Origin of the sequence: Bacillus atrophaeus, from assembly GCF_001584335.1 — a bacterium.
Taxonomy (GTDB): Bacteria; Bacillota; Bacilli; order Bacillales; family Bacillaceae; genus Bacillus; species Bacillus atrophaeus.
The window spans coordinates 654064-669132 of record NZ_LSBB01000018.1; the positions used below are offsets into that span (position 1 = coordinate 654064).

At 43.8% G+C, this 15069-nt stretch carries 3 protein-coding genes and 1 pseudogene; all 4 read left to right on the plus strand.

The window, feature by feature from the left end; translation table 11 throughout:
• Window positions 1-60 precede the first annotated feature (60 nt).
• Window positions 61-614 (plus strand): annotated as a pseudogene (locus AXI57_RS20935) (helix-turn-helix transcriptional regulator); the annotation flags it as partial.
• Window positions 615-710: 96 nt separating this feature from the next.
• Window positions 711-1343 (plus strand): type 1 glutamine amidotransferase family protein, encoded by a 633-nt coding sequence (locus tag AXI57_RS12215; protein ID WP_061670215.1) that lies wholly within the window; start codon window positions 711-713, stop codon window positions 1341-1343.
• Between the two features lie 520 nt (window positions 1344-1863).
• On the plus strand, window positions 1864-3066 hold the full coding sequence (gene fabD / locus AXI57_RS12220; protein WP_061670216.1) for an ACP S-malonyltransferase: 1203 nt from the start codon (window positions 1864-1866) through the stop codon (window positions 3064-3066).
• Between the two features lie 20 nt (window positions 3067-3086).
• Complete coding sequence (locus AXI57_RS12225) at window positions 3087-15026, plus strand: non-ribosomal peptide synthetase (protein ID WP_061670217.1); 11940 nt, start codon at window positions 3087-3089, stop codon at window positions 15024-15026.
• The last annotated feature ends 43 nt before the right edge of the window (window positions 15027-15069 follow it).

Here is a 15069-nt window from a genome sequence, read left to right on the forward strand (position 1 = left end):
ATGAATGCAAATATTGACACAACGCTTTTTGGACCGTATGGATAAGTTACTAGAAACCGATTTTATGAGAATGAAAACAGTGATTCTCAATACTTATTTCACGCTGCTGTTTTTGCAGAAGAAGCCGGATATTATGGAGATGAAGCACTAAATAGGCTATTTCAAGGCTAAGCAAATACTAATTGGTGAAGAGCGATCAAAGTATAGATTGGTGTATCCGTACAGAATTATTTATCGGAATAATAAGTGGTAGTTTTGTCATCTTAGGAATGATATCCGTATTTTTAGAGCAGACCGAATTGAAAGTCTAATGCTAACCGAAAATAATTTTTACCGGCCAGAACATTTTTCAGCACGTGACTTTTTTATGAAAAACCTCCTTCCAACTATAGAAGGGTATTAATGGAAACACAAGGGTGTTGGGGGATATTTGACAACAGTGGTTTTTAGGACATTAATTACAAGAACGGACTTCAAATCATGCAGTATTTCTTCTTGAAAAAAATATGATACATACTTATGTACCTTATTTACATTTATCGTACTGTAAAAGTATTCAAGTTATTGAGCCAATAAGCCTTAAGAAGAGACTTATTGAAGTTCTGTCGGAATGAATAAAATGTCATCAAGTATGATAACTTCCCTGACATTAGCTGTCAGGAAAGTTATATTATAATAGGCTATATCAATTGTGATTGGAGTGTGATTGGATGCAAACAAAAAAAGTTTATCTTTATGTATTTCATACAATGTCAGACTGGGAATATGGATATTTAATTGCTGAACTAAATTCGGGAAGATATTTCAAAAAAGATGCAGCACCTTTAAAAGTAGTTACAGTAGGGGCTAATAAAGAAATGATTACTACAATGGGAGGGTTGAGCATAAAACCAGACATTCCCCTTGGTGAGTGTAATCTTGAGAGTAAAGATCTTTTAATTTTACCTGGAGGGAATACTTGGGGAGAAGATATTCATCAGCCTATCTTGAAAAAAGTTGGCGAAGCTTTAGAGCTTGGCACTATTGTAGCTGCAATTTGCGGTGCAACAGAGGGACTGGCGAATATGGGGTACCTAGATTCTAGAAAGCATACAAGCAATAACTTAGAGTATATTAAAATGGTCTGTCCTCATTATAAAGGAGAAACATTTTATGAGACGGGACCTGCGGTAACTGGTGAGAATTTGGTTACTGCCTCAGGAGTAGCTCCTCTGGAATTTGCGATGGAAGTACTGAAAAAATTAGATGTATTTGCACCAGATACATTGCATTCATGGTATAACCTAAATAAGACTCATCAACCTGAATACTTCTTCCAGTTAATGAATTCAATAAATAGCTGAGCTAAAAAAATCAACTTAGCAGTTTTATATTAGTTTAAATAATTACCATGCTATAGACGGTGTTCAAAGTATGTTTTTTGTATATAACTTAAAAATGTTTATGCAAGAAAAAAACTTACAAAGCAATCCTGAAGTTGTTATAAATAGAACTGGTAACTAAATCTCTTTTTAATCTTATTGAACAACGGAGCCTAATTTTTCAGCATCAAATTGAGAAATTAGGCTTTTTAATGTTGAAAATTTTCTTAACGTTGTAAATTCGCATTTGCCTGATGCTACCCCCATCAGGCCTATCGTTTTTAGCGGAAAGTGAAATACGATTAACATGGCAGAAGACTGATTTTTCGGTTTTGGTACTATATTTTATTTTATGGATAGATGGTATCTAGTCGCTTGCAAAAACGAATATAACTCCTCCAAAAGTCTTCTATACAGGGCTGCTATAATTATGATATGGTGTTATATAAAGTAATATTTTGTATTATTATGGATATTTTTGCGATGAGATTGGAGGGAGCTAATGAACAGTCTTGCCTTTTTATTTCCTGGACAAGGTTCTCAATTTGTAGGGATGGGTAAAAGTTTTTGGAATGATTTTGTGCTCGCGAAGAGATTATTTGAAGAGGCGAGCGATGCCATCTCCATGGATGTAAAAAAGCTGTGTTTTGACGGAGATATAAAAGAATTGACTAAGACGATGAATGCGCAGCCCGCCATTTTAACGGTCAGTGTCATTGCTTATCAAGTGTATATGCAAGAAATAGGAGTTAAACCGCACTTTCTGGCAGGTCATAGCTTAGGAGAATATTCAGCTCTTGTCTGTGCCGGCGCTCTTTCTTTTCAAGATGCCATTAAGCTTGTAAGGCAGCGGGGAGTTCTCATGCAAAATGCAGATCCTCAGCAGCTGGGGACGATGGCCGCAGTAACTCAGATCGATCTCCAAACATTGCAAGACATATGTTCAGAAATGTCGACGGAAGACTTTCCGGCAGGCGTAGCTTGCATGAATTCAGATCAGCAGCATGTGATCTCCGGACATCGGCAAGCTGTTGAACGTGTCATCAAGATAGCGGAGGAACGGGGGGCTAAGTATACTTATTTGAACGTCAGCGCTCCTTTTCATAGTGCGATGATGCAATCAGCATCCGAACAATTCCAGGCTGCATTACATCAGTATACCTTCCAGGATGCTGCATGGCCTATCATTTCGAATGTCACAGCGAGGCCGTACCGCAATGGAAATTCGGTCGGGGAACATTTGCAACAGCACATGACGAGCCCGGTAAGATGGGCAGAATCAATTCATTACTTGCTTTTACATGGGGTCACGGAAGTCATCGAAATGGGTCCCAATAACGTCTTGGTCAGTCTGTTGAAAAAAATAACGAATCATATTGCAGCTTATTCTTTAGGTCAAACATCTGACGTTCATTACCTTTCCAATTCGGCGGAAAGACATAAAAATGTTGTCCATTTACGCAAGAAGCAGCTGCGTAAAATGATGATTCAATCCATCATTGCACGAAATTATAACAAAGATGCATTGGCCTATTCTAATCTGGTGACGCCATTATTTGCGCAGTTACAACTGCTCAAAGAGAGAATGGAAAGAAACGAACATGAACTTTCAGAAGAAGAACTCGATCATTCGATCCATTTATGTCAATTCATTTTTGAGGCTAAACAAATTCCGGCTTTGGAACAATTGCGGATTTTAAAATAAAGCTGCTTTGGAGGAAACCTATGTTTACCAATCAATTTCAAACTTTAGTCGATGTCATTCGGGAAAGAAGCAATATAACGGATCACGGAATCCGTTTTATCGAATCCGATAAAAACGAGACGTTTATATCTTATCGCCAGTTGTTTGACGAAGCACAAGGATTTCTCGGTTACTTACAACATATCGGCATTCAGCCAAAGCAAGAAATTGTGTTTCAAATCCAAGAAAACAAATCATTTGTCGTCGCTTTTTGGGCTTGTTTATTAGGAGGAATGGTCCCGGTACCAGTCAGTATCGGAGAAGATGATGACCATAAGCTAAAGGTATGGCGCATTTGGAATATATTAAACAATCCGTTTCTGATTGCCTCTGAAAAGATATTGGACAAAATAAAAAAATACGCTGCAGAACATGATTTGCAAGATTTCCATCAGCAATTAAACGAGAAATCTGACATAATTCAAGATCGAATCTACGATCAACCCGCTTCTTTATATGAACCTAGTGCGGATGAACTGGCCTTCATTCAATTTTCTTCCGGATCGACAGGGGACCCGAAAGGAGTCATGTTAACCCATCATAACTTAATACATAACACGTGTGCCATTCGGAATGCCCTTTCGATTGACTTGAAAGATTCTTTTTTATCTTGGATGCCTTTAACCCATGATATGGGGCTCATTGCCTGCCACCTAGTTCCCATCTTGTCCGGAATCAATCAATATCTCATGCCGACAGAATTATTTATCCGCAGACCTATTCTTTGGATGAAAAAAGCTCACGAACATAAAGCCAGCATCCTATCCTCTCCTAATTTCGGATACAACTATTTCCTTAAATTTCTGAAAAATGAACAACGTTTAGACTGGGATTTATCCCATATCAGGGTCATCGCAAACGGTGCGGAACCTATATTGCCAGAACTGTGCGACGAATTTTTGAAAAGATGTGCAATGTTCAATATGAAAAGATCCGCCATTTTGAATGTATACGGTTTAGCGGAAGCTTCGGTTGGCGCATCGTTCTCTAAAACGGGTGAAGAATTTGTTCCTGTTTATTTGCATCGCGATCATTTAAATCTCGGTGAAAGAGCCGTGGAAGTCAGCAAAGATGATCAAAACTGCGCTTCTTTCGTCGAAGTGGGACAGCCCATTGACTACTGTCAGCTTCGAATCAGCGATGAAGCAAACGAAAGATTAGAAGACGGAATCATCGGTCATATCCAGATCAAGGGGGAAAATGTGACCCGAGGGTATTATAACAACCCAGAGAGTACGGACAGAGCGCTGACTCCTGACGGCTGGGTAAAAACGGGAGACCTTGGTTTCATCAGAGAAGGTAACTTAGTCGTAACCGGAAGAGAAAAAGACATTATTTTTGTGAACGGAAAAAATGTGTATCCCCATGATATTGAACGGGTCGCGATTGAAATGGAAGAAATTGATTTAGGAAGAGTTGCAGCCTGCGGTGTATATGATCAAGAGACGCGAAGCGGAGAAATCGTGCTCTTTGTTGTTTTCAAAAAATCCCCTGAAAAATTTGCACCGCTTGTCAAAGACATTAAAAAGCATTTGTACCAACGAGGCGGCTGGAGCATAAAAGAAGTCCTTCCGATCCGAAAGCTGCCAAAAACGACAAGCGGAAAGGTTAAGCGATATGAACTGGCTAAGCAGTATGAGACAGGGGAATTTTCGATAGAGTCTGCCACAATCATGAAGTTTCTGGAGAACCATCCAAAGGAACCGGGTCAGACTCCCATTCATGAGATAGAAACGGAATTGCTGTCTATCTTTTCCGAAGAGCTTGCTGGGAAAAAGATTCACCTAAACGATAGTTATTTTGATATGGGTGCAACTTCATTACAGTTATCTCAAATTGCAGAACGCATAGAACAAAGGTTTGGGCGCGAGCTTGCGGTTGCTGATTTATTTACATATCCTTCTATTGTAGATTTAGCGGTATTTCTGGCTGAAAGCCATGCTGAAATTAAGCAAGCCGATACAGCGAAGCCAAGCCGTGTTTCGTCGAAAGACATCGCCATTATCGGAATGTCGCTCAATGTTCCGGGAGCCTCGGATAAGAGTGATTTTTGGCACCTGCTGGAAAGAGGAGAGCACGGCATTCGACAATTCCCTGAACCAAGAGTCAAAGATGCGACGGATTATTTACGATCCATTCAAAGCGAATTCAATGAAAGTCAGTTTGTTAAGGGCGGTTATTTAGATGAAATCGACCGATTTGATTATTCGTTCTTTGGTTTAGCTCCTAAAACAGCACAGTTCATGGACCCCAATCAAAGGCTGTTTTTGCAATCCGCATGGCATGCGATTGAAGATGCAGGCTATGCCGGCGACACCATTAGCGGGAGTCAGGTCGGAGTATATGCAGGGTACTCGAAGGTGGGCTATGATTACGAACGCCTTCTCTCTGCGAATTATCCGGAGGAACTTCATCAATATATTGTAGGAAATCTTCCCTCCGTGTTAGCGAGTCGAATCGCTTACTTTTTAAATTTAAAAGGGCCGGCGGTCACCGTGGATACGGCTTGCTCTTCATCGCTTGTTGCCGTTCATATGGCATGTAAATCTTTGCTTACAGGCGATTGTGAAATGGCGATCGCCGGGGGTGTTCGAACATCGCTGTTGCCGGTGCGTATCGGGCTCGATATGGAGTCTTCAGATGGGTTTACCAAAACGTTCAGCGAAGAGTCGGACGGCACAGGCTCTGGCGAAGGCGTGGCGGCAATCCTGCTGAAACCTTTGCAGGATGCGGTACGCGACGGAGATCATATTTATGGCGTAATAAAGGGGAGCGCGATGAATCAAGACGGGGCAACCGCTGGAATCACCGCACCGAATCCGGCAGCTCAGGCCGAGGTCATTGAGATGGCCTGGAAAGACGCGGGCATTGCTCCTGAAACACTGTCTTTCATCGAAGCGCATGGCACCGGAACCAAGCTTGGCGATCCGGTTGAATTTAACGGTCTTTGTAAAGCGTTTGAGAAGTATACGGCAAAGAAACAATTTTGTGCGATTGGCTCCGTTAAATCGAACATCGGACATTTGTTTGAAGCGGCAGGCATCGCTGGATTGATAAAATCTGTCCTCATGCTGAATCACAAAAAAATCCCGCCATTAGCGCACTTTAATAAACCGAATCCGTTAATTCGTTTTCAATCTTCACCATTTTACGTAAATCAAGAAGTTATGGATTTTACACCTGGTGACCGACCGCTGCGATGCGGAATCAGCTCGTTCGGTTTTAGCGGAACGAATGCGCATGTGGTAATGGAAGAATATACTCGTGAAGGTGAGTTTATACCGGAGGCTGAAAATGAGCCGCATCTATTTGTTTTATCCGCCCATACTGAAACTTCACTCTATGAACTTGCCCAGCGGTATCGGCAATATATTTCGGATGACAGCCAAACTTCATTGAAGTCAATTTGCTATACAGCAAGTACAGGCAGGGCTCATTTGGATCATTGTATAGCCATGATTGTAACCAGTAAGCAAGAATTAATAGATAAGCTGACCTGCTTGATTCAAGGTGATAGAAATCTTCCCCAGGTATACTTTGGTTACAAGAACATAAAGGAAATGCTGCCTGCCGATAAAGAAAAGCTGAATAAACAAGCTGCTCGTCTGGCCGAGGAGCGTACCCGTACGAAGGATGAACGAATCACATGGCTGAATCGTGCTGCCGAATTATTTGTGCAAAGAGCCGTGATTGATTGGCACGCGGTATATTCCAATGAAGTTGTACAAAAAACTCCATTGCCCTTGTATCCGTTTGAACGGAATCGATGCTGGGCTGAAGCTGACCATTTGCGCTCTAAGGAAGGCAAAGAGAGAGGAGAAGCAACATTGGATATCAATCAGACGAAGACGCATATTGAATCCTTCTTGAAGACTGTGATCAGTAATGCTTCGGGAATCAGAGCGGATGAAATCGATCTGGATGCCCATTTTATCGGCTTCGGAATGGATTCCATCATGCTGACCCAGGTCAAAAAAGCCATTGCAGATGAATTTGATGTGGACATCCCGATGGAACGCTTTTTTGATACGATGAACAACATTCAAAGTGTCGTAGATTACTTGGCAGAGGCCGCTCCATCGTCTGCGTCCGCTCCGGCCCAAGAGAGTGTTACGGCGCAAGAAAAGCTTGTCATTTCAGAAGCACAGCCCGAATCGGATCATAGAGAAGATCATCAAGGGCATATGCTGGAAAAAATTATTGCTTCTCAGAATCAATTAATCCAGGACACCTTACAAGCTCAATTGAATAGCTTTAATTTGTTGAGAAACAGCAGCCATCATTTCGCAGCGGAAGAATACGTGAAAGCGCAAGAAAAATCGATCCCTTCTTCCAAGCAGGGGACTCCATCTGTCACTGCAGAAAAAAAATTGACTCAAGTAGCGAAGCCTTATGTTCCTTTTCAGCCGCAGCACTTGCATGAACAGGGACACTATACTGCACAGCAAAGACAATATTTAGAAACTTTTATCGAGCAATACGTAGACAAAACGAAAGGTTCCAAGCAATATACGGACGAAACCCGATTTGCTCATGCAAATAACCGCAACTTGTCCAGTTTTCGTTCATATTGGAAGGAAATGGTATACCCGATTATTGCCGAACATTCGGACGGTTCCAAGATGTGGGATATTGATGGAAACGAATATATCGATATCACCATGGGCTTCGGGGTAAACCTTTTTGGACATCATCCGTCCTTTATTACGCAAATCATCCTTGATTCAACCCAATCGGCATTGCCGCCGCTTGGTCCGATGTCGAATGTCGCCGGAGAAGTTGCAGATCGAATCCGCGCATGCACTGGGGTAGAAAGGGTCGCTTTCTATAATTCCGGAACAGAGGCAGTCATGGTTGCCCTTCGTTTGGCGAGGGCGGCAACAGGAAGAAAGAAAGTTGTGGTGTTCTCGGGCTCTTATCACGGTACGTTTGACGGTGTATTAGGGGTAGCCAATACGAAGGGCGGGGCTGCGCCTGCAAATCCGCTGGCTCCGGGCATACCGCAAAACTTTATGAATGATTTGATTATTTTGCATTACAACAATCCGGATTCGCTGGACGTGATTCGCAGTCTGGGAAATGAATTGGCAGCCGTACTGGTGGAACCGGTGCAAAGCCGAAGACCGGACTTGCAGCCGAAATTATTTTTGAAAGAACTGCGGGCGATCACGCAACAATCCGGGACAGCCCTCATTATGGATGAAATTATTACGGGATTTCGGATCGGTCTCGGCGGCGCGCAGGAATGGTTCGACATCCAAGCCGATCTGGTGACCTACGGGAAAATCATCGGCGGCGGGCAGCCGTTAGGTATTGTTGCCGGAAAAGCTGAGTTCATGAATACGATCGACGGCGGAGTCTGGCAGTATGGAGACGACTCCTATCCAACGAACGAGGAGAAACGCACGTTTGTGGCCGGCACCTTCAATACTCACCCGCTTACCATGAGAATGTCATTAGCCGTGCTTCGTCATCTACAATCCGAGGGAGAAAATCTGTATGAGCGATTAAATCAAAAGACGACCTACTTGGTCGATCAATTGAATCACTATTTTGAACAATCGAAAGTGCCTATTCGTATGGTTCAATTCGGTTCCTTATTCCGGTTTGTCTCATCGGTTGATAATGATTTGTTCTTTTACCATCTCAATTATAAAGGTGTCTATGTTTGGGAAGGCCGCAACTGCTTCTTGTCTACGGCTCATACCTCGGGTGATATTGCTTATATCATTCAAGCCGTTCAAGAAACGGTGAAAGATCTTCGCCGGGGCGGATTTATTCCGGAAGGGCCGAATTCCCCTGATGACGGAGGCCATAAAGAACACGAGACGTACGAGCTTTCTCCTGAACAACAACAATTGGTCATGGTATCCCATTATGGGAATGAAGCTTCTGCGGCTCTGAACCAATCCATTATGCTAAAAGTGAAAGGGGCAGTGCAGCATACGCTGTTAGAACAAGCGGTGCAGCATATTGTCAACCGCCATGACGCTTTACGTACGGTCATTCATGCCGATGACGAAGTACAGCAAGTGCAACCACGGATGAATGTAGAAATTCCTGTCATTGATTTTACCGGTCACCAGGATCATGAGGCGGAAATTCAAAAATGGCTGACGAAAGATGCCAAGCGTCCGTTTCATTTTCACGAACAGAAGCCCTTGTTTAGGGTTCATGTGCTTAAATCGAACCAAGACGAACATCTGATTGTTCTAACATTCCATCATATTATTGCCGATGGTTGGTCGATCGCTGTTTTTGTACAAGAGCTGGAGAGCACTTACGCCGCCATTGTACAAGGAAAACCGCTTCCCTCGGATGAGGTTACTCCGTTTCACCAATATTTAGATTGGCAGCAAGCGCAGATCGACAGCGGCCATTATGAAGAAGGAGTCCGTTATTGGCGGGAGCACTTCTCTGAACCAATACCGCAGGCATTCTTGCCCAGCGCGGCCTCTTCCCGTTATCCGCACGGGTATGAGGGTGATAGGTGTACGGTTAGACTGGGGCGGCCTTTAAGCGAGGCTTTAAAGTCATTAAGCATTCGCATGAAAAATAGCGTATTTGTGACCATGCTGGGTGCATTTCATCTTTTTCTGCACCAGCTTACCAAGCAGTCCGGCCTTGTGATCGGGATTCCAACAGCAGGTCAAGCACATATGAAACACCATGTGCTGATTGGAAATTGTGTCAATATGGTTCCGGTGAAGAATACGGCTTCTGCAGAAAGCACCTTATCCGGTTACCTCGACTGTATGAAGGAAACCGTGAATCAAGTCATGCGGCATCAAGCTGTTCCGATGACACTGGTGGCCAGACAGCTTCCGCACGATCAAATGCCGGATATGCGTATTATTTTTAATTTGGACAGACCTTTTCGAAAGCTGCATTTCGGAAAGGCGGAGGCTGAGCCCATTGCGTATCCTATGAAATGCATCTCATACGATTTATTTCTTAACGTAACGGACGTGGATCAAGAATATGTTCTTGATTTCGATTTTAATACGAACGTCATCAGTCCGGAGATCATGGAAAAGTGGGGAGCAGGCTTTGCGAAATTGCTGCGAAAAATGGTTGAAGGGGATTCAGTCCCTCTTGACGCCTTGAGGTTGTTTTCCGATGAAGAACAGCAAGCTTTACAAGAGTTGTATGCCGGTCACCAGCAGCGAGTCTCTTCAACATTAAGCAATACGGCAAATCTTGCTGCCGTCTACGAAGAGCCGGAAAATGAAACGGAGCGGCAGCTGGCACAGATCTGGGAGGACCTTTTCAGCCTTGAGCGGGTGGGCAGATCAGACCACTTCCTGGCTCTGGGGGGAAACTCGCTGCAAGCGACGCTTATGCTTTCCAAAGTTCAGAAAACATTTCATCAAAAAGTTTCCATAGGGCAATTTTTCAATCATCAGACCGTTAAGGAGCTGGCGAGTTTGATCCGGAGTGAAAAGAAAGTCGTGCACCTCCCGATGAAGGCTGTTGAGAAGAAAGCCTATTACCGGACATCGCCAGCACAGCAAAGAGTATATTTCCTGCATCAAATGGAACCGAATCAACTGTCGCAAAATATGTTTGGCCAAATATCGATTATAGGGCAATACGATGAGCAAGCCTTGATCGCATCCCTTCAACAAGTCATGCAGCGGCATGAAGCCTTTCGCACTTCTTTTGACATTATAGATGGCGAAATTGTACAGAAAATTGCAAGTGAGCTTGATTTTAACGTTCATGTCCGTGCGATGGACCGGAATGAATTTGATGCCTATGCAAATCAGTTTGTAAAACCTTTCTGTTTGGAACAAGCTCCTTTGGTTCGCGCGGAGCTGATCAAGATCGACAACGAGCAGGCGGAACTGCTCATCGATATGCATCATATTATTTCGGACGGTTATTCCATCAGCATACTTACGAATGAGCTGATTGCTCTATATCATCATGAGCCATTGCCGGAAATGGAATTTGAATATAAAGATTTCGCAGAATGGCAAAACCAGTGGTTAATTGGAGAGACCATGGAGCAGCAGGAGAAATACTGGCTGGAGCAATTCAAAGAAGAAATCCCCATCCTTCAACTGCCGGCAGACGGTTCAAGAGCGATGGAATGGTCTTCTGAGGGACAGCGCGTGACGTGCTCCTTGCAGCCAAATGTAACCCGTTCGCTTCAAGATATGGCGCAAAAGGCGGGAACGACTCTGTATACAGTGCTTCTGGCTGCTTACAAAGTGCTGCTTCACAAATATACGGGCCAAGAAGATATCGTCGTAGGCACGCCTGCTTCCGGAAGAAATCATCCGGATATCGAAAGCATGATCGGAATTTTCATTCAAACCATCGGGATTCGGACCAAGCCGCACGCCAATAAAAGATTTGCGGATTACTTGGAAGAAGTCAAGCGGCAAACGCTTGATGCATTTGAGAATCAGGATTATCCGTTTGACCGGCTGGTGGAAAAATTAAATGTACAACGGGAAACAACAGGAAAGTCGCTGTTTAACACGATGTTTGTGTTTCAAAATATTGAATTTCATGAGATTCAGCAAAATGGATGTACATTTAGGGTGAAAGAACGAAATCCCGGAGTCTCTTTATATGATTTGATGCTAACGATCGAAGATGACGGACAGCAGTTAGAGATGCATTTCGATTTTAATCCAGGGCAGTTTGAACAGGAAACTATTGAACAAATAACAAGACACTATACCCACATTTTGGACAGCCTTGTCAAAGATCCGGAGATGTCTTTGTCCGCCGTTCCTATGCTATCAGACATCGAACGGCATCATTTGCTGATGGAGTTTAATGATACTGAGGCGCCGTATCCGAACGATGAAACGGTATGCCAATGGTTTGAAAAGCAAGCAGAACAGCGGCCTGATCATGAAGCCGTTATATTTGGCAATGAGCGGTACACGTACAGGCAGCTCAATGAACGGGCAAATCAGTTGGCGCGAACGTTAAGAACGAAGGGCGTACAAGCGGATCGGTTCGTTGCCATTATCTGCCCGCATCGTATTGAGCTGATTGTTGGAATTCTGGCTGTTCTAAAATCCGGCGGCGCATACGTGCCCATTGATCCGGAGTATCCGGAGGATCGGATACAATATATGCTGAAAGATTCAGAGGCGGAAATTGTTTTGACACAGCACCAACTGTATAAACAATTAACGTATGATGGTGACGTTGTGCTGTTGGATGAGGAAAGCTCTTATCATGGGGACCGTTCAAATCTTGAATTGATCAGCGATGCGCATGATTTGGCTTACATGATCTATACGTCGGGCTCCACGGGGAATCCGAAAGGCGTACTCATTGAGCACCGAGGGTTAGCCAATTATATTTGGTGGGCAAAAGAGGTATATGTGAAGGGCGAGAAAACCAATTTCCCATTGTACTCGTCCGTCTCTTTCGATTTAACAGTGACGTCGATTTTTACACCGTTGGTCACGGGAAATACCGTCATTGTCTACGATGGAGAAGATAAAAGCGCGGTGCTTTCAACGATTATGCAGGACCCAAGAATAGATATGATCAAATTGACCCCGGCGCATTTGCATGTACTCAAAGAAATGAATATAGCCGATAAAACGACAATTCGAAAAATGATTGTAGGCGGAGAAAATTTAAGCACCCGCCTGGCCCACAGTATCAGCGAGCAGTTTAAAGGCCGGCTGGACATATTCAATGAATACGGACCGACGGAAACAGTCGTCGGATGTATGATTTATCGTTACGACGCTAAACAGGATAGGCGAGAATTTGTACCAATAGGCACTGCGGCCGCCAATACGAACATTTATGTGGCGGATGCCAGCAGGAACCTGGTGCCGATCGGGGTACCCGGTGAAATTTATATCAGCGGAGCAGGTGTGGCCAGGGGTTATTGGAATCGCCCGGATTTAACGGCAGAGAAGTTCGTTGATAACCCGTATACCCCGGGAACGAAGATGTACAAATCAGGGGACTTGGCTAAGCGATTGCGGGATGGAAATCTTGTCTATTTGGGCCGAATCGATGAACAAGTCAAAATCAGAGGACATCGAATCGAACTTGGTGAGATCGAAGCAGCGATGCATAATGTGGAAGCGGTTCAAGAGGCCGCAGTTTTAGCCAGAGAAGAAGAGGACGGCTTAAAACAATTGTGTGCGTACTATGTGAGCGGCAAACCTGTAACAGTTTCGCAGCTTAGAGAACAATTGTCACTGGAGCTGCCGGATTACATGGTTCCGTCCTATTTTGTCCAGCTGGAGCATATGCCGTTAACGTCCAACGGGAAAATAAATCGTAAAGCACTGCCCGCGCCAGAGGCAAGTTTGCAGCAGACAGCCGAATATGTCCCGGCGGGCAATGAGATTGAATCCAAGCTGACAGCCTTATGGCAAGAGGTGCTCGGGATCAGCCATGCAGGGATCAAGCATAATTTCTTTGATCTTGGAGGAAATTCCATTCGAGCGGCGGCCTTAGCCGCCAGAATTCACAAAGAGCTGGATGTGAATCTGTCTCTAAAAGACATATTTAAGTTTCCTACCATTGAACAGTTGGCTGCCATGGCGTTACGCACGGAAAAAAATCGATATGCATCGATTCCTGCTGCAAAGGAAATGCCCTATTATCCAGTTTCTTCAGCTCAGAAACGGATGTATCTGTTAAGCCATGCTGAGGGCGGCGAGCTGACTTACAATATGACGGGTGCCATGAGTGTAGAAGGGGACATCGATCTGGTCCGATTAAACGCCGCTTTCCAAAAATTAATCGAACGTCATGAAGCTTTGCGGACCAGCTTTGACCTATATGAAGGCGAACCGGCACAGCGTATTCATCCGAGCGTCGAATTTACAATAGAACGGATTCAAGCGAGAGAAGAAGAAGTGGAAGATCGTGTGCTTGATTTCATCAAAGCGTTTGATTTAACCAAGCCCCCGTTGATGCGAGTCGGACTGATTGAACTTGAACCTCTAAAGCATGTGCTGCTGGTTGATATGCATCATATCATTTCCGATGGCGTGTCCATGAATATTCTGATGAAAGATTTAAGTCAACTCTATGAGGGGAACGAACCGGATCCGCTTTCCATTCAATATAAGGATTATGCGGTTTGGCAGCAAACAGAAGTTCAAAGGCGAAACATCAAGAACCAGGAAGCGTATTGGCTGAATCGATTTCATGATGACATTCCTGCACTTGATATGCCTGCGGATTACGAGAGACCTTCCATACGCAATTACGAAGGCGAATCATTTGAATTTCTTATACCGGAACAATTGAAACAGCGCTTAAGCCAAATGGAAGAAACCACAGGAGCAACTCTTTATATGATTTTATTGGCGGCCTATACGATTCTTTTATCCAAATACAGCGGACAAGAGGATATTGTCATAGGAACGCCAATCACCGGGCGAACTCATATAGATGTAGAGCCTGTTGTAGGAATGTTCGTCAATACGTTAGTCATTCGCAATCATCCGGCAGGCGGTAAAACATTCGATGCTTACTTAAACGAAGTAAAGGAAAACATGCTTGATGCCTATCAAAATCAAGACTATCCATTGGAAGAATTGATCCAGCGCTTACATCTTCCAAAAGATCCAAGCCGTAATCCTTTGTTCGATACGATGTTTGTGCTGCAAAATCTCGATCAAGCTGAATTGAAACTCGATTCCCTTCGATTCACGCCGTATACGCTTCAGCATACGGTTGCCAAATTCGACCTGACCTTGTCGATCCAGGTGGACCAAGACAAATATCACGGTCTGTTCGAATACTCGAAGAAACTATTTAAGAAAAGCAGAATCGAAGCTTTATCAAACGACTATTTACGCATCTTATCCGCGATTATAGAACAACCAAGCGTTCAAATCGAACATATCGAATTGAGCGGCAGCGGCGTGGAAGAAGAGAACATGATCGATTCTATTCAATTGAACTTTTAGGGAAAAGCATACAGTTCTTTAAACTATACAAAATGAGGTGCTC

Bases quoted from the DNA above. Each gene is read 5' to 3' on its own strand.
- fabD (WP_061670216.1), top strand. From the start codon at position 1,864: ATGAACAGTCTTGCCTTTTTATTTCCTGGACAAGGTTCTCAATTTGTA.
- AXI57_RS12215 (WP_061670215.1), top strand. From the start codon at position 711: ATGCAAACAAAAAAAGTTTATCTTTATGTATTTCATACAATGTCAGAC.
- AXI57_RS12225 (WP_061670217.1), top strand. From the start codon at position 3,087: ATGTTTACCAATCAATTTCAAACTTTAGTCGATGTCATTCGGGAAAGA.